General features: G+C 53.3%; 11 protein-coding genes. 7 read left to right on the top strand and 4 right to left on the bottom strand.

Going from position 1 to position 17,901, the window contains the following annotated elements:
• The first annotated feature begins 28 nt into the window (after nucleotides 1–28).
• From thiC to thiH, 6 genes are read left to right on the top strand one after another with little or no spacing between them, the layout of a single operon-like run.
• Entirely contained in the window at nucleotides 29–2,008 is a 1,980-nt protein-coding gene (gene thiC / locus QWJ20_RS21295) for a phosphomethylpyrimidine synthase ThiC (protein WP_433993395.1), read from the top strand.
• A complete protein-coding gene (gene thiE, locus QWJ20_RS21290) occupies nucleotides 2,005–2,646 on the top strand; it encodes a thiamine phosphate synthase (RefSeq protein ID WP_433993394.1) in 642 nt (213 codons plus the stop codon). Before thiC ends, thiE begins: the two co-directional genes overlap by 4 nt.
• Before the next feature lies 1 nt (nucleotide 2,647).
• Nucleotides 2,648–3,427, top strand: coding sequence for a HesA/MoeB/ThiF family protein (locus tag QWJ20_RS21285; RefSeq protein WP_433993393.1), 780 nt, complete (start codon nucleotides 2,648–2,650; stop codon nucleotides 3,425–3,427).
• Entirely contained in the window at nucleotides 3,424–3,624 is a 201-nt protein-coding gene (gene thiS, locus QWJ20_RS21280; RefSeq protein ID WP_174867133.1) for a sulfur carrier protein ThiS, read from the top strand. The genes QWJ20_RS21285 and thiS overlap by 4 nt, the downstream gene beginning before the upstream one ends.
• A 1-nt stretch (nucleotide 3,625) precedes the next feature.
• On the top strand, nucleotides 3,626–4,411 hold the full coding sequence (locus QWJ20_RS21275) for a thiazole synthase (protein ID WP_433993392.1): 786 nt from the start codon (nucleotides 3,626–3,628) through the stop codon (nucleotides 4,409–4,411).
• Entirely contained in the window at nucleotides 4,408–5,529 is a 1,122-nt protein-coding gene (gene thiH / locus QWJ20_RS21270) for a 2-iminoacetate synthase ThiH (protein ID WP_433993391.1), read from the top strand. The genes QWJ20_RS21275 and thiH overlap by 4 nt, the downstream gene beginning before the upstream one ends.
• A 269-nt stretch (nucleotides 5,530–5,798) precedes the next feature.
• Here thiH and QWJ20_RS21265 read toward each other — a convergent pair whose 3' ends face one another.
• Nucleotides 5,799–7,235, bottom strand: coding sequence for a PLP-dependent aminotransferase family protein (locus QWJ20_RS21265; RefSeq protein ID WP_039514148.1), 1,437 nt, complete (start codon nucleotides 7,233–7,235; stop codon nucleotides 5,799–5,801).
• 173 nt (nucleotides 7,236–7,408) lie between these two features.
• On the opposite strand from QWJ20_RS21265, the gene QWJ20_RS21260 reads away from it, so the two are divergent.
• On the top strand, nucleotides 7,409–7,600 hold the full coding sequence (locus QWJ20_RS21260; protein ID WP_095701244.1) for a DUF1127 domain-containing protein: 192 nt from the start codon (nucleotides 7,409–7,411) through the stop codon (nucleotides 7,598–7,600).
• A 98-nt stretch (nucleotides 7,601–7,698) separates the two neighbouring features.
• Here QWJ20_RS21260 and shiA read toward each other — a convergent pair whose 3' ends face one another.
• The 3 genes from shiA to rpoB all read right to left on the bottom strand — a co-directional run bounded on the left by shiA (nucleotide 7,699) and on the right by rpoB (nucleotide 17,773).
• A complete protein-coding gene (shiA, locus tag QWJ20_RS21255) occupies nucleotides 7,699–9,096 on the bottom strand; it encodes a shikimate transporter (protein ID WP_433993390.1) in 1,398 nt (465 codons plus the stop codon).
• Nucleotides 9,097–9,414: 318 nt separating this feature from the next.
• On the bottom strand, nucleotides 9,415–13,638 hold the full coding sequence (gene rpoC, locus QWJ20_RS21250) for a DNA-directed RNA polymerase subunit beta' (protein WP_095701242.1): 4,224 nt from the start codon (nucleotides 13,636–13,638) through the stop codon (nucleotides 9,415–9,417).
• A gap of 106 nt (nucleotides 13,639–13,744) precedes the next feature.
• Nucleotides 13,745–17,773, bottom strand: coding sequence for a DNA-directed RNA polymerase subunit beta (gene rpoB / locus QWJ20_RS21245; protein ID WP_095701241.1), 4,029 nt, complete (start codon nucleotides 17,771–17,773; stop codon nucleotides 13,745–13,747).
• Between the last annotated feature and the right edge of the window lie 128 nt (nucleotides 17,774–17,901).

Below are 17,901 nucleotides of genomic sequence, written 5' to 3'. Positions count from 1 at the left end.
TTCCCTTTACGTCTTACAGGAACTTGCTATGTCTACAGAACCCTTGTCTAAAGAACCGTTATCTGCAAAACCAGAGCTACCCACAGCATCCAAATCGGGTCGCCGTGAACAGCGTGCCGCCGCCCAGCAGTTTATTGAAACCTTACAGGGAACCGCCTTCCCTAATTCCAATCGTATCTACCTTGCGGGCTCGCGTGATGACATCCACGTACCGATGCGGGAGATTCAGCTTAGCCCGACGTTACTTGGTGGCAGTAAAGACAACCCCCAATACGAACCCAATGAGCCAATCCCGGTTTACGATACGTCAGGGCCTTATGGCGATCCCGCTGCGCAACCCGATGTCCGCGTTGGGCTAGCGAAGCTGCGCGCCAGCTGGATTGCAGAACGTCACGATACCGAAGCGCTATCTGGCGTCAGCTCCGATTTCACCCAACAGCGTCTGGCGGATGCCGGTCTGGATCATCTGCGCTTCGAGCACTTGCCACGACCTTTACGTGCCAAAGTGGGCAAACGCGTTACTCAACTTCACTATGCGCGACAGGGCGTGATTACCCCCGAAATGGAATTTATCGCCATTCGCGAAAATATGGGACGCGAGCGTATTCGCACTGACGTGCTGCGCCAGCAGCATCCGGGGCAAAGTTTCGGCGCTCTTCTACCGGAGAACATCACGCCGGAATTTGTCCGTCAGGAAGTGGCCGCTGGCCGCGCCATTATCCCTTCCAACATCAACCACCCAGAATCAGAGCCGATGATTATCGGCCGCAATTTTCTGGTGAAGGTTAACGCCAATATAGGCAACTCCGCAGTGACCTCCTCCATCGAAGAAGAGGTGGAAAAGCTGGTCTGGTCTACCCGCTGGGGTGCGGATACGGTGATGGATCTCTCCACTGGTCGCTATATTCACGAAACCCGCGAGTGGATTCTGCGTAACAGCCCCGTGCCCATCGGGACGGTACCGATTTATCAGGCGCTGGAGAAAGTGAACGGCGTGGCGGAAAACCTGAACTGGGAAATGTTCCGCGATACGCTGCTGGAGCAGGCGGAACAGGGCGTGGACTACTTCACCATCCACGCCGGCGTGCTGTTGCGCTACGTGCCGATGACCGCCAAACGCCTGACCGGCATCGTCTCACGCGGGGGTTCCATTATGGCGAAGTGGTGCCTGTCGCATCACAAAGAGAGCTTCCTGTACGAACACTTCCGTGAAATCTGTGAAATTTGTGCCGCTTACGACGTTGCGCTGTCGCTGGGTGACGGCTTACGTCCGGGCTCCATTCAGGATGCCAACGACGAAGCCCAGTTTGCCGAACTGCATACGCTGGGCGAGCTGACCAAAATCGCCTGGGAATACGACGTTCAGGTAATGATCGAAGGCCCCGGCCACGTGCCGATGCAGATGATCCGCCGCAATATGACCGAAGAACTGGAACACTGCCACGAAGCGCCGTTCTATACGCTCGGTCCGTTAACCACCGATATCGCACCGGGTTACGATCACTTCACCTCTGGCATCGGAGCTGCCATGATCGGCTGGTTCGGCTGTGCGATGCTCTGCTACGTGACGCCGAAGGAACATCTTGGTTTGCCGAACAAAGAAGACGTCAAGCAGGGGCTGATTACCTACAAGATCGCCGCTCACGCCGCCGATCTGGCAAAAGGCCACCCCGGCGCGCAGATCCGTGATAATGCCATGTCAAAAGCGCGCTTCGAATTCCGCTGGGAAGACCAGTTCAATCTGGCGCTCGATCCCCAAACGGCTCGCGCCTACCACGATGAAACCCTGCCGCAAGAATCCGGTAAAGTCGCTCACTTCTGTTCCATGTGCGGCCCCAAATTCTGCTCGATGAAAATCTCACAGGAAGTACGCGACTACGCGGCGAAACAGGAAGCGGAAGCCAAACCGATTGAAGTCGGTATGGAGCAGATGTCGCAAGAATTCCGCTCACGCGGCAGCGAGCTCTATCACAGCGCCACCAGCCTGCAAACCGAGGTAAGCAAATGACGAACTCAACGCCTTTTGCCCCAACGGCGCAGCGGCTGGGGCTTTATCCCGTCGTCGATAGCGTGGAATGGATCGAGCGACTACTCGGCGTCGGGGTGAAAACGATCCAACTCAGGATCAAAGATCGGTCAGATGAACAAGCCGAAGCCGAGGTGATCCAAGCGATCGTCTTGGGTCGTCGCTATCAGGCGCAGCTATTCATCAATGACTACTGGAAATTGGCCGTCAAACATCAGGCATACGGCGTACATCTGGGTCAGGACGATCTGGATACCGCCGATCTGGCCGCGATAAAAAAAGCCGGCCTGCGCTTAGGCGTCTCCACGCACGACGATCGTGAGCTGGCGCGTGCGGTGGCGATCAACCCATCCTACATCGCGCTGGGGCATATTTTCCCGACCCAAACCAAAGACATGCCATCAGCACCGCAAGGGCTGACTGAACTGACGCGACACATCACCGATCTGCAAGACCGTTTTCCCACCGTTGCGATTGGCGGCATCAGCATCGACAGAGTGCCTGCGGTGCTGAAAACGGGCGTCGGCAGTATTGCCGTCGTCAGCGCCATTACGCAGGCACCGGACTGGCGGCAGGCAACCGCGACGCTGCTCAGGATGATTGAAGGACGGGAGGAATGACATGGTAACGAATCCCCATCCAACGTCTGCCGGACTGAGCGATAGCGAGTTCATGCGTTACAGCCGCCAACTGATGCTGGAAGATATTGGCCCGGACGGTCAGGAGAAGCTCAAAGCCGCCCACGTTCTGCTGGTTGGGCTGGGTGGATTGGGTGCGCCCGCTTCACTCTATCTGGCAGCCGCAGGGGTCGGCACGCTGCTGCTTGCCGATGATGACTCGCTGCATATCAGCAATCTGCAACGCCAGATTCTGTATCGCACCTGCGACACAGACAAACCCAAAGCTGTGCTAGCCCAGCGTCAGCTACAGGCGTTAAACCCAAACTCAGAAGCGATTGCGATTACCGAGAGGCTCAGCGGTGAGGCGTTACGCCACGCCGTTAGCCGCGTCGATCTGGTGCTGGATTGCAGCGATAACATGACCACTCGCCATGCGGTTAACGCCGCCTGTTTTAGCGCAGGCAAGCCGCTCATCAGCGGGAGTGCCGTCGGTTTCAGCGGCCAGCTCGCGGTCTTCACGCCGCCTTATCACGCAGGCTGCTACGCCTGCCTGTATCCCGATACGTCCGAACCCCAGCGCAACTGCCGTACCGCAGGTGTGCTGGGTCCGGTGGTCGGCGTGATTGGCACGCTTCAGGCCCTGGAAGCGATCAAGCTGCTGGCAGGTATGCCGTCTGCGTTGGACGGCAAGCTGAGAATGTTCAATGGCAAACAGCAGAGCTGGAACACGCTCCAACTGACGCGCGCCCCCCATTGCCCGGTATGCGGAGGCTCGGCATGAAAATCACGCTGAATGACGAGCCCGTTGAATGCCCAGAGGCCATCACGGTTGAGGCGCTGCTGAGCCAGATAAATCGGCTCCAGCCTGGCACAGCCTTGGCCATCAACCAGACCATTATCCCGCACGCCAACTGGTCACAGCATCAGGTGCAAGACGGTGATGATATTTTGCTTTTTCAGGCAATAGCGGGAGGATGACATGCTGCACATTGCCGATACGACATTCACTTCACGGCTGCTGACCGGCACCGGGAAATTCGCCACGCCAGAACTGATGCTGGCAGCACTTAAGGCTTCTGGCTCGCAGTTAGTCACCATGGCGATGAAGCGCGTTGACCTGAACGGCGGCAACGACGCCATTCTCGCCCCGCTACGCCAGCTCGGCATTAAGCTGCTGCCGAATACCTCAGGGGCTAAAACCGCAGACGAAGCCATTTTTGCAGCCCGACTGGCGCGAGAAGCGCTGGGCACTCGCTGGCTGAAGCTGGAGATTCACCCCGATGTGAAATACCTGCTGCCCGACCTTATCGAAACCCTGAAGGCCGCCGAACAGCTGGTAAAAGAGGGATTCACGGTGCTGCCCTACTGCGGAGCCGACCCGGTACTGTGCAAACGGCTGGAAGAAGTCGGCTGCGCGGCGGTGATGCCGCTGGGCGCACCGATCGGCTCCAATCAGGGACTGCAAACGCGTGATTTTCTTCGCATCATCATCGAACAGGCTCGCATTCCAGTGATTGTCGATGCGGGCATTGGCGCGCCCAGCCATGCGGCCGACGCGCTGGAAATGGGCGCCGACGCCGTACTGGTCAACACGGCCATCGCCGTTGCACGCGATCCCGTGGCGATGGCACAGGCATTCCGGCTGGCGGTCGATGCCGGAGGGCTTGCTCGTCAGGCTGGGCTGGGAAGTAAGCAGTTTGTCGCCAGCGCCACCAGCCCGCTCACTGGTTTTCTGCATCAGCAAACGGAAGGGGCAGAGCGATGAACGCCGACTTTCAAACCGTCTGGGAACAGCTCGACTGGGATGACCTAACGCTGCGCATCAACGGTAAAACCGCACGCGATGTTGAACGAGCGCTTGCTGCACCACACCTGACGCGTGACGATTTTATGGCGCTTATTTCACCTGCCGCCAGCGCCTATCTGGAACCGCTAGCTCAGCGGGCGCAGCAGCTTACCCGACAGCGTTTCGGCAATACGGTGAGTTTCTATGTTCCGCTGTACCTGTCCAATCTGTGCTCCAACGATTGCACCTACTGCGGCTTTTCGATGAGCAACCACATCAAGCGAAAAACGCTGGATGAGACAGAGATCCTGCGGGAATGCGCCGCTATCAAGGAACTGGGGTTTGAACACCTGCTGCTCGTGACAGGCGAACACCAGCGTAAAGTAGGCATGGATTATTTTCGTCGCGTCTTTCCGCTGATCCGACCGCTCTTCAGTTCGCTGATGATTGAAGTTCAGCCCTTGTCGCAGGACGAGTACGCCGAATTAAAAGCACTAGGTCTGGATGGCGTCATGGTCTATCAGGAAACCTATCATCCGGCGACCTACCAGTTGCACCACCTAAAAGGACAAAAACAGGATTTCCACTGGCGGCTCGCCACACCGGATCGACTCGGTCGTGCGGGGATCGACAAGATCGGGCTGGGTGCCTTAATCGGTCTATCCAATAGCTGGCGCACCGACTGCTATATGGTGGCGGAACACCTGTTGCACTTACAACAGCGCTACTGGCAGAGCCGTTATTCTATCTCGTTCCCTCGCCTGCGCCCCTGTGCAGGCGGCATTGAACCGGCGTCACTCATGGATGAAGCGCAGCTCATGCAGGTGATTTGCGCATTCCGGTTGCTGTCGCCGGATATTGAGCTGTCGCTGTCCACGCGTGAGTCGCCTTTCTTTCGCGATCATGCCATTCCTATCGCGATTAACAACGTCAGCGCATTTTCCAAGACCCAGCCAGGTGGCTACGCCGACGACCACCCTGAACTGGAACAGTTTTCACCGCATGACTCGCGGCACCCTGAAGAGGTGGCGCAGGCCATCATACGTGCAGGTCTCCAGCCCGTATGGAAAGACTGGGACGGTTATTTGGGTCGGTAGCAAACCGTGGCGATAGGCCTAATTTGCGAAGCGGCCCGCAGGCCGGAATGAGAATTACACGGAAGGCAATATTCTCAGGAGAGCGCCGCGCAAGATGACATTCAACCTATCGTCACGGCCTTCGACGAAGAATACAGTAGCGTCGTTGGCAAGCCTGAGCATGATGACAGAGCTTGCTGGCCGGAGCCGTTTGCTACTTATCGGTTCTGCACATCAACCCGCCGATACGGGGCTTATCCTTACCCGTATCGGCCCTTCCTTAAAATTAATCAGGTTACGTTCTGGTCAGGAAAAGTGTGCATCATCTTCGCGATTTCACTGCCCACGATGCGCAGCCCTTCCCTCATCTCTTCTGTGAAGCGATTGGCATAATTGAGCCGAAGACAATTGCGGTATTTTCCTGAGGCGGAGAAGAGCGAACCCGCGGCGATCTGTATGCCCGCTTTTCTGACCTCACGGCTGAGCTTGAGCGAATCAAAATATTCGGGCAGCTCAATCCACATCAGAAAGCCACCTTGCGGACGACTTACACAAATATTGGATGGAAAATACTCACGTACCCAGCAGGTAAACGTATCCAGATTCGCTTTGTACTGAGCGCGCATACGGCGTAGATGAGGCTGATAGTGTCCGTTACGAATAAATTCCGCCACGGCTAGCTGGGGCTGTACCACCGTCGATCCGGTGCTGATGTATTTTGTATGGATCACACGTTCCAGATAGCGCCCCGGGGCGATCCAGCCGACGCGCAAACCGGGTGCCAGATTCTTTGAAAACGAGCTGCATAGCAATACACGCCCGTCTTCATCAAATGATTTTATCGCACGGGGACGCGGATATTCATAGGCCAGCTCACCATAGGCATCATCTTCAATAATCGCGATATCAAAATGCTGCGCCAACGTCACCAGCGATTTTTTACGGGCGTCAGGCATGATGAAGCCAAGCGGATTGTTACAGCTCGGCACCAGAAGCACGGCTTTGATCGGCCACTGATCCAGCGCCAGCCTTAACGCTTCAAGGCTGATCCCCGTCACCGAGTCGGTCGGGATCTCGATCGCTTTGATATCCATCCCACGGAGGATCTGCATCGTGCCCGGAAAAGCCGGTGACTCAACGGCCACGATGTCGCCGGGTTGGCAAACGGCGCGGACGGCGACAAATAAGGCTTCCTGACATCCGGTAGTGATCACAATATCATCTTGAGTCAGCTGGCAGCCGCAGTCGACGGTAAGGCGGGCAATCTGTTCACGCAATGCAGGCACACCATATACGCTGTCATATTGTAAGACCCGAGGATCCTGATATTGGCAGAGGCGACTCATCTCTTTCCACAGTGGTTTGATGGTCGGCTGGCTCACATCCGGCATTCCACTGCCAAATTTCAGCACATTGGTTTCCAGACGCACATTCACCAACTCCAGCACCGATTCCCACTGCGTGATCTCAACTGGACGTTGAGCAGGACGCGTCAGCGCGGGTACGGGCGGCGTTGCCTTACGCGGCGCGACAAAATATCCCGAACGCGGCTGCGGCATAATCAACTGTCGGGTTTCCAGCAGATGGTAGGCTTGCTGTACGGTACTGATGCTCACACCATGTTCTGTACTCAGCGCCCGCACAGAAGGCAGGCGTTCCCCGCTTTGGTACAACCCTTGTTCGATCCGTTGCTCTAACAGCCCAGCCAGGTGTTGATAACGCGTCATCAGTATCATTCCCTATCAAGATTCACATCGATAACCAGTACAGATTCAACTAAAAATCACCATTCAGATGCAATATCACACAATCTGTATGCTAAAAAAATGGATTTTTTGCATCTGTATTGAAAATACCTTTCGCCTCATCATAGCGATCATTCACTGGCGAGGGGGAAAATATGGAATTTCATGAGAATCGATCACAAAAACCGTTCCGCGAGTCACCGTTTTGGCTCATGCTGATTTTGCCGTACCGCTTGTGGAAAGCCTGGCGGGCAAGAGCGCAAACGTTGAAGATACTAAAAAATATGAGCGATGACGGACTCAAGGATATCGGACTGAAAAGAAGCGATCTTGATCGGTTCAGATAGCGCCACGGCAAAAAACAGTAGACTAAAAAAAACAGTAACGATGTGCCGATACAGACTTTGCATCGGTATCGGCACGCGAGATGGGTGAAGTGAAGAGGTTAGTCAGGCAAGGCGTCCGACGATGTTGCCTTCATCCGCATCCCGACAATCGCCGACAGTAAGCAGCCAATGGCAAGATAAGCTGCCACCGCATGCCATGAACCATCCATAAACTGCACCAGCAGAACGGCGATAAAAGGCGTAAATCCACCGCCAACCACGCTGGCGACCTGATAACCCACACCCGCCCCGCTATAGCGGTACGCCGTACCAAATAGTTCGGTAAACATCGGCTGCTGTACGCTAACAATCATGTCGTGAGCAATATTCGCCAGCATGATGGCAAAGAACAGAATCAGCAGCGTGTTATGGCTTTCCAGCGCCATAAAGAATGGCACCGCACTCGCGGCGCCAATCAGTGCGCCAGTAACATAGATACGGCGGCGGCCAAAGCTATCCGCCAGATAGGCAAAGAAAGGAATAGACACACAGCTGATCGCCCCCACCAGCAGCCCAATATTCAGGAAGATATCTCGCGATAGACCAAGATGGGTCGTGGAATAGTTGAGGGCAAACGCGGTGACGATATACATCGTTAGCAACTCACCAAGCCGTAGCGCAATGATCAGCAGGAATGCCTTCGGGTGCTGGCGAAGTGCTTCCATGATAGGGAACGAACGCAATTTGTTTGCTCTTTCACCCAGCGTTTTATTCGCCTCAAATTCCTGAGACTCATCCATCCCGTTACGTACCCACCAGGCGATAGCCACCAGAATCAGGCTGAATAAGAACGGCAGACGCCAGCCCCAGGTAGTAAATTCTTCATTGGTCGTCAAATTGCTCACCACCGATACCGACCCAGTGGCTAGCAACAACCCGACCCCAAAGCCAACCTGTACGCCACTGCTGTAAAAAGCTTTCTTTTTCTTCGGCGCGTTTTCTACCGCCAACAGCGCGGCTCCACCCCATTCGCCACCAACTGCAAAGCCCTGAATTGCACGCAGCGTCACAAGCAACACGGGTGCCCACCAGCCAATCGAATCAAACGACGGCAACAGACCAATCAGCGCAGTAGAAATGCCCATCATCCAGACTGTGATCATCAACATTCGTTTACGGCCCAGCTTATCGCCGAAGTGGCCAAACACCATGCCGCCTAGCGGTCGGAACAGGAAACCAACGCCGAACGTACCAAATGCCGCCAGCGTCCCCATCGTCGGGCTAATTTGTGGGAAAAACTCGGTATTAAATACAAGAGCGGCAACAATTCCGTACAGCAGGAAATCGTACCAGTCAACAACAGCACCCACAAAACTGCCCCATGCTGCGCGTTTTGCTCGATGTGGAGAATGGCTTACTGACTGTGTTTGTAGGGTTTTACCAGAAGAAAGTGAGTCATCTTGCTGAGGTAATGAGCCGCCAGGCTGTGAGAGTGTTGGCGTAGTTGAGGTGTCCATGTTGGTTCCGTTCTATTTACTTTACACTACTGTACAACAAAAAATTTCAGGAAGAAATTTTTAACGTCGCTTGCGACGGCCTTTAGGTAGTGCACAGGGATGTGCGCTATAAAAAAATTCAGGAAGAAATAAAACGCAGGGAGCGTTTTATAACAACGCACAGCGTTGGCCCGCTAGGGTGGAAGGCAAGGACGCCTTCCATAAATTTTTAACATCGCTTGCGACAGGTCGTCCGCAGGGAAGCAGCTATAAAAAAACCCCGACCATAATAGTCGGGGTTTCTGTTATTTACCGCATGATAGCGCAGCGCAAAAAGACTTATTCGTCGTCGCTGCTACCAAAGCCTGCGTTCAACAGTTCAGCCAGGTTAGCAGAAGCTTCATCGGCACTCACCTGAGGCACGACTGGCGCTTCACCCGCCTGACGGCGGCGCATACGATCCTGGTGGTACGCATAACCCGTACCCGCTGGGATCAGACGACCTACGATAACGTTCTCTTTCAGGCCACGCAGTTCATCACGCTTACCAGCAACAGCGGCTTCGGTCAGTACGCGAGTGGTTTCCTGGAACGATGCCGCAGAAATGAAGGACTCAGTCGCCAGAGATGCTTTGGTGATACCCAGCAGATCACGGCTGAACGTTGCCGTAATCTTGCCATCCGCTTCCAACTGGCGGTTAGCAATCTTGATGCGAGAGAATTCTGCCTGTTCGCCTTCCAGGAACTCCGTGCCACCTGCGCTAACGATGGTGCCTTTACGCAACATCTGACGAACGATAACTTCGATGTGTTTATCGTTAATCTTAACGCCTTGCAGACGGTAAACTTCCTGAACTTCGTTGGTGATATAACGCGTTACTGCATGTACACCACGCAGACGCAGGATATCGTGCGGAGACTCTGGGCCGTCGGAAACAACGTCACCACGTTCCACAACTTCACCTTCGAACACGTTGAGCTGACGCCATTTCGGAATCATCTCTTCGTAAGCGTCGCTGCCATCCAACGGAGAAATTACCAGACGGCGCTTACCTTTGGTTTCTTTACCGAAGGAAATGATACCGCTGATCTCTGCCAGAATTGCCGGCTCTTTCGGACGACGGGCTTCGAACAGGTCGGCTACGCGTGGCAGACCACCGGTAATGTCCTTGGTACCACTGGATTCCTGAGGGAGACGCGCCAATGTATCACCGGCACCAATCTGAACCCCATCTTCCAGCTGAACAATTGTTTTACCCGGCAGGAAGTATTGAGCTGGCATATCAGTACCAGGGATCAGTACATCTTCACCTTTGCCATCAACAATTTTCAGTGCTGGACGTAGGTCTTTACCACTACCGGTACGCTCTGCGCTATCCAGAACCACGATAGAGGACAAACCAGTCAGTTCGTCGGTCTGGCGCGTAATGGTCTGACCGTCAATCATATCAGCAAAGCGGATGAAACCGCTTACCTCGGTCACCACTGGCATCGTATGCGGGTCCCAGTTGGCGACGGTTTCGCCACCGACAACTTCTGAGCCGTCACCCTTCGCCATCACTGCACCGTAAGGCACTTTATAGCTTTCTTTCGTGCGTCCGAATTCGTCGATCAGTTTCAGTTCGGTATTACGTGAAGTAATAACCAATTTACCGTTGCTGTTCATAACGAACTTCACGTTGCTCAGTTTCAGGCTACCTTTGTTTTTCACCTGAATGCTGGACTCAGCAGCCGCACGCGATGCCGCACCACCGATGTGGAACGTACGCATGGTTAACTGTGTACCTGGCTCACCGATGGACTGTGCCGCGATAACCCCGATAGCCTCACCTTTGTTGATGATATGACCACGAGCCAGATCGCGACCGTAGCAATTGGCGCACACGCCAAAGTCGGTTTCGCAGCTTACTACTGAACGTACTTTAACGGCGTCAACGGAGTTCTCTTCCAACATGTCACACCACTGCTCGTTCAGCAGCGTGTTACGTGGAACCAGAATGTCCGCGGTGCCCGGTTTGATCACGTCTTCAGCCGTTACACGACCCAGTACGCGCTCACGCAGTGGTTCTTTAACATCACCACCCTCGATAACCGGCGTCATCATGATACCTTCATGGGTACCACAATCGTCCTCGGTCACAACCAGATCCTGCGCAACGTCAACCAGACGACGAGTCAGATAACCGGAGTTCGCTGTTTTCAGTGCGGTATCCGCCAGACCTTTACGCGCACCGTGCGTCGAGATGAAGTACTGGAGTACGTTCAGACCTTCACGGAAGTTTGCGGTAATTGGCGTCTCGATGATCGAACCATCTGGTTTCGCCATCAGACCACGCATACCCGCCAACTGACGAATCTGTGCTGCAGAACCACGCGCACCGGAGTCGGCCATCATAAAGATGCTGTTGAAAGAAACCTGTTGCTCAACTACGCCATCACGGTTTACCACATCCTCAACGGACAGGTTTTCCATCATTGCTTTCGCAACACGTTCGTTCGCCGCTGCCCAGATATCGATCACTTTGTTATAGCGTTCGCCCGCGGTAACCAGACCAGACTGGAACTGCTCCTGAATCTCGGCAACTTCGGTTTCTGCTTCTTCGATAATCTCGGCTTTTTTCTCCGGGATAACCATGTCATCGATACCTACGGAAGCACCAGAGCGCGCCGCGTAAGCAAAACCGGTGTACATAGTCTGGTCAGCGAAAATAACCGTCGGTTTCAGACCCAAAATGCGGTAACAGGTGTTCAGCATTTTGGAGATCGCTTTCTTGCCCAGAGGCTGGTTAACGATCGAGTACGGCAGACCTTTCGGTACGATCATCCACAGGATGGCGCGACCGATAGTCGTATCAATAATCGAGGTCTGATGCGTGATTTCGCCTTCGATGCTCTTGATCTCTTCCGTGATACGCACTTTAACGCGCGCATGCAGAGAGGCCAGACCGGCACGATAAACGCGTTCAGCTTCTTTCGGACCCGTGAGCACCATGCCTTCGCCTTTGGCGTTAACACAGTCACGCGTCATGTAATACAGACCCAATACCACGTCCTGAGAAGGAACGATGATTGGCTCACCATTCGCAGGGGACAGGATGTTGTTGGTCGACATCATCAACGCACGCGCTTCCAGCTGGGCTTCCAGCGTCAGCGGTACGTGTACAGCCATTTGGTCACCGTCGAAGTCGGCGTTATAGGCCGCACAAACCAGTGGGTGCAACTGGATCGCTTTACCTTCGATCAATACCGGTTCAAACGCCTGGATCCCCAAACGGTGCAGTGTTGGTGCACGGTTCAGCAGTACCGGGTGTTCGCGGATGACTTCGTCCAGGATATCCCATACGACGGCTTCTTCACGCTCAACCATTTTCTTGGCGGCTTTAATGGTGGTAGCAAGACCACGCAGTTCCAGCTTGCCGTAGATGAACGGTTTGAACAGCTCCAGTGCCATTTTCTTCGGCAGACCACACTGGTGCAGACGCAGGTATGGACCAACGGTGATTACAGAACGACCGGAGTAGTCAACACGCTTACCGAGCAGGTTCTGACGGAAACGACCTTGCTTACCTTTGATCATATCGGCCAAAGATTTCAGAGGACGTTTGTTAGAACCGGTGATCGCACGACCGCGACGGCCGTTATCCAGCAGGGCATCAACCGCTTCCTGCAACATACGTTTTTCGTTACGTACGATGATGTCCGGCGCAGCCAGATCCAGCAGACGTTTCAAACGGTTGTTACGGTTGATCACGCGACGATACAGATCGTTCAGGTCAGAAGTCGCGAAACGACCGCCATCCAGCGGAACCAACGGACGCAGATCTGGCGGCAGTACCGGCAGAACGGTCAGGATCATCCACTCTGGCTTGTTACCAGACTGTACGAACGCTTCCAGCAGCTTAATACGCTTCGTCAGCTTTTTACGTTTGGTTTCGGAGTTGGTTTCGGTCAGCTCTTCGCGCAGCTGCTCGCATTCCTGCTCCAGATCCATATTCTTCAGCAGAGCCTGGATCGCTTCGGCGCCCATTTTCGCGTCGAATTCATCACCAAACTCTTCCAGCGCATCCAGATACTGCTCTTCAGTCAGGATCTGACGGCGCTCAAGGTTGGTCATGCCGCCTTCAACCACGACATAAGATTCAAAATAAAGCACACGCTCAATATCACGCAGCGGCATATCCAACAGCAAACCGATACGGGAAGGCAGTGACTTCAGGAACCAAATGTGCGCAGTCGGAGAAGCCAGCTCGATGTGGCCCATACGCTCACGGCGCACTTTAGTCTGGGTCACTTCAACGCCGCACTTCTCACAAATAACACCGCGGTGTTTCAGGCGCTTATACTTACCGCACAAGCACTCATAATCTTTTACTGGCCCAAAGATACGGGCGCAGAAAAGGCCGTCACGTTCAGGTTTGAACGTACGGTAGTTGATGGTTTCTGGCTTTTTAACTTCACCAAAAGACCACGAACGGATCATGTCTGGCGAGGCCAGAGCAATTTTGATCGCATCAAACTCTTCGGTCTTAGTTTGCGCTTTCAGAAACTTTAATAAGTCTTTCACGGATTGGCTCCTGTCGGAGTTAGACCTGATAGACACCTGAACTATGTTGTTAAAAACAGCGTTCAGGTGTCCCTATGACGAATGCCAGCAATACAACGGGCTGGAATTACTTTTCTTCCAGCTCGATGTTGATACCCAGCGAGCGGATTTCTTTCAACAATACGTTGAAGGATTCCGGCATGCCTGGTTCCATCTGATGATTGCCATCCACGATGTTTTTATACATCTTGGTACGGCCGTTCACGTCATCAGACTTAACGGTCAACATTTCTTGCAGGGTATAAGCTGCACCATAAGCTTCCAGCGCCCACACTTCCATCTCACCGAAGCGTTGACCACCGAACTGCGCCTTACCACCCAGCGGCTGCTGAGTAACCAGGCTATAAGAACCGGTGGAACGGGCATGCATCTTATCGTCAACCAAGTGGTTCAGTTTCAGCATGTACATGTAGCCCACTGTAACCTGACGCTCAAATTGCTCACCGGTACGTCCATCGTACAGGGTAATCTGACCGGAGGTAGGGATACCGCCCATCTGCAACAGTTCCTTGATTTCTTTCTCTTTTGCACCGTCAAATACTGGCGTTGCAATTGGCATACCTTTCTTCAGGTTTTCAGCCAGACGCATAACTTCTTCGTCTGAGAAAGTGCTCAGGTCGACTTTCTGACGCACATCGTCGCCCAGGTCATAGGCTTTCTGGATGAACTCACGCAGTTTGGTCACTTCTTCGTGCTGTTTGAGCATGGCGTTGATTTTCTCGCCGATACCTTTCGCAGCCATACCCAAGTGGGTTTCCAGAATCTGACCGATGTTCATACGTGAAGGTACGCCCAGCGGGTTCAGTACGATATCGACCGGCGTACCGTTCTCATCGTAAGGCATATCTTCGATCGGGTTGATCTTGGAGATAACACCTTTGTTCCCGTGACGACCTGCCATCTTGTCACCCGGTTGGATCTGACGTTTAACGGCCAGATAAACCTTAACGATTTTCAGCACGCCCGGTGCCAGATCATCGCCTTGAGTGATTTTACGGCGCTTAGCTTCGAGTTTTTTCTCAAACTCGTGCTTCAGCTCATCATACTGTTCTGCCAGCTGTTCCAACTGATTCTGTTTATCTTCATCAGTCAGACCCAGTTCCAACCAGCGCTCGCGCGGCAGTTTGTCCAGTTTGTCAGCTTCTACGCCGCCGGAAACCAGCACAGCGTGGATACGTGCAAACAGGCCAGCTTCCAGAATCTGCAATTCTTCAGTCAGGTCTTTCTTCGCCTGCTTCAGCTGCATTTCTTCGATTTCCAGCGCACGTTTGTCTTTTTCCACGCCATCGCGGGTAAAGACCTGTACGTCGATAATCGTACCGGAAACACCGTTTGGTACACGCAGAGAAGAGTCTTTAACGTCAGACGCTTTCTCACCGAAGATCGCACGCAGCAGTTTCTCTTCTGGCGTCAGCTGGGTTTCACCTTTCGGCGTTACCTTACCAACCAGAATGTCACCGCCGGTCACTTCAGCACCGATGTAAACGATGCCGGACTCATCCAGTTTGGAAAGTGCTGCTTCACCCACATTCGGGATGTCCGCAGTAATTTCTTCAGGCCCTAACTTGGTGTCACGAGACACACAGGCCAGTTCCTGAATGTGGATGGTAGTAAAGCGATCTTCCTGAACCACACGCTCGGAAACGAGGATGGAGTCTTCGAAGTTGTAACCATTCCATGGCATGAATGCCACGCGCATGTTCTGACCCAGCGCCAGTTCACCCAGATCGGTGGACGGGCCATCTGCCAGAACGTCACCACGTTCTACCGGCTCACCCAGTGACACACACGGCATCTGGCTGATGCAGGTGTTCTGGTTAGAACGGGTATATTTGGTCAGGTTATAGATGTCGATCCCGGCTTCGCCCGGATACATTTCATCGTCATTAACGCGGATTACAATACGAGAAGCATCGACGTACTGTACTGTACCACCACGTTTGGCTACGGCAGTTACACCGGAGTCAACCGCAACAGCGCGTTCCATACCGGTACCAACCAGCGGCTTATCAGCACGCAGGGTCGGAACGGCCTGACGTTGCATGTTCGCACCCATCAGGGCACGGTTGGCGTCATCGTGTTCCAGGAACGGAATCAGGGATGCACCGACGGAAACCACCTGCTGTGTGGAAACGTCCATGTATTCAACCTGATCGCGGCTGAACAAGCTGGACTCGCCTTTGTTACGGCAGGTAACCAGTTCGTCGATGAAGCGGCCTTCTTCGTCCAAATTGGTGTTCGCCTGTGCGATAACGAAGTTACCTTCTTCAATCGCAGACAGGTAATGGATCTCATCCGTCACCACATTTTCACGCACACGACGATACGGGGTTTCAAGGAAACCGTATTCGTTCGTTTGCGCATAAACGGACAGGGAGTTGATCAGACCGATGTTCGGACCTTCCGGCGTTTCGATAGGACAAACGCGGCCGTAGTGAGTCGGGTGTACGTCACGAACTTCAAAGCCAGCACGTTCACGCGTCAGACCGCCTGGGCCCAATGCGGAGATACGACGTTTGTGCGTAATCTCGGACAGCGGGTTGTTCTGGTCCATAAACTGTGACAGCTGACTTGAACCGAAGAACTCTTTCACGGCAGCCGAAATCGGCTTGGCGTTGATCATGTCCTGTGGCATCAGCGTATCGAGGTCGCCCAGAGACAGACGCTCTTTTACAGCACGTTCTACACGCACCAGACCAACGCGGAATTGGTTTTCTGCCATTTCGCCGACGGAACGGATACGACGGTTGCCGAGGTGGTCGATATCATCCACTTCGCCTTTACCGTTACGGATATCAATGAGCTTCTTCATCACTTCGATGATGTCATCTTTGCTCAGGATACCGGAACCTTCGATCTCATCACGTAACAGAGAACGGTTGAACTTCATACGACCAACCGCAGACAGATCGTAGCGGTCTTCAGAGAAGAACAGGTTCTCAAACAGCGTTTCTGCTGCTTCACGCGTTGGTGGTTCACCAGGACGCATCATGCGATAGATTTCAACCAGCGCACTCAGACGATCGTTTGACGGATCGACGCGCACGGTTTCAGACATGTATGCACCATGATCAAGATCGTTGGTGAACAGTGTCTCAATACGTTTGTGACCAGACTGGCTCAGTTTAGCCAGCAGATCCAGCGACAGCTCCATATTGGCTGCGCCGATCAGTTCACCGGTGCTCTCGTCGATATAATCTTTGGACAGTACTTTGCCAGCGATATATTCAACAGGCACTTCAATGCGCTCAATACCGTCTTTCTCTAACTGACGGATATGACGTGCAGTGATGCGGCGACCTTTTTCGATATAAACTTTACCGTTCGCTTCAATATCAAACGATGCGGTTTCACCACGCAGACGCTCAGGAACCAGATCCATCTGCAATTTATTGCCATTGATTTCATAGACAATTTTATCGAAGAAAAGATCGAGAATCTGTTCGGTGGAATAACCCAGCGCGCGCAGGATAATGGTCGCAGGCAATTTGCGACGACGGTCGATACGGACAAACAGGTTATCCTTCGGATCAAACTCGAAATCCAGCCAGGAACCACGGTAAGGAATAATACGTGCGTTATACAGCACCTTACCTGAAGAGTGGGTTTTACCTTTGTCGCTATCGAAGAACACACCTGGACTACGGTGCAACTGAGACACGATTACGCGCTCAGTACCGTTGATCACGAAGGTACCGTTATCGGTCATGAGCGGAATTTCGCCCATGTAAACTTCTTGTTCTTTGATGTCTTTAACGGTGCCTTCAGGCGCTTCGCGCTCGTAGATCACCAGGCGCAGTTTTACGCGTAGCGGCGCAGAGAACGTCACACCACGGATCTGACATTCTTTAACGTCAAATACTGGCTCGCCCAAGCGATAGCTAACGTATTGCAGCTCTGAATTACCGCTATAGCTTTTTATAGGGAAAACAGAACGGAATGCAGCTTCCAAACCGTACTGACCTTCCGGGTCTTGCTCGATAAACTTCTGGAACGAGTCAAGTTGGATAGAAAGGAGATAAGGTATGTCCAAAACCTGTGGACGTTTACCAAAATCCTTACGAATGCGTTTTTTCTCGGTATAGGAGTAAACCATAGGGTTCCTCAGCTAGCTGACAAGTCGAACCACTCTGTCTGCCCTAACAAGGACAGTTCATGCAACACTATTTATGTTGGTCGGAAAATAGAGAACTTTCCGTAATACGTCTTTCTATTACTCTTAAA

Origin of the sequence: Pectobacterium sp. S5 (assembly GCF_051707265.1) — a bacterium.
In the GTDB taxonomy this organism is placed as follows: domain Bacteria; phylum Pseudomonadota; class Gammaproteobacteria; order Enterobacterales; family Enterobacteriaceae; genus Pectobacterium; species Pectobacterium polare.
This window is presented reverse-complemented; position numbering and strand designations above follow the sequence as displayed.

Coding starts and splice junctions, on each gene's coding strand:
- thiC (WP_433993395.1), top strand. CDS start 29: ATGTCTACAGAACCCTTGTCTAAAGAACCGTTATCTGCAAAACCAGAG.
- thiE (WP_433993394.1), top strand. CDS start 2,005: ATGACGAACTCAACGCCTTTTGCCCCAACGGCGCAGCGGCTGGGGCTT.
- QWJ20_RS21285 (WP_433993393.1), top strand. CDS start 2,648: ATGGTAACGAATCCCCATCCAACGTCTGCCGGACTGAGCGATAGCGAG.
- thiS (WP_174867133.1), top strand. CDS start 3,424: ATGAAAATCACGCTGAATGACGAGCCCGTTGAATGCCCAGAGGCCATC.
- QWJ20_RS21275 (WP_433993392.1), top strand. CDS start 3,626: ATGCTGCACATTGCCGATACGACATTCACTTCACGGCTGCTGACCGGC.
- thiH (WP_433993391.1), top strand. CDS start 4,408: ATGAACGCCGACTTTCAAACCGTCTGGGAACAGCTCGACTGGGATGAC.
- QWJ20_RS21265 (WP_039514148.1), bottom strand. CDS start 7,235: ATGACGCGTTATCAACACCTGGCTGGGCTGTTAGAGCAACGGATCGAA.
- QWJ20_RS21260 (WP_095701244.1), top strand. CDS start 7,409: ATGGAATTTCATGAGAATCGATCACAAAAACCGTTCCGCGAGTCACCG.
- shiA (WP_433993390.1), bottom strand. CDS start 9,096: ATGGACACCTCAACTACGCCAACACTCTCACAGCCTGGCGGCTCATTA.
- rpoB (WP_095701241.1), bottom strand. CDS start 17,773: ATGGTTTACTCCTATACCGAGAAAAAACGCATTCGTAAGGATTTTGGT.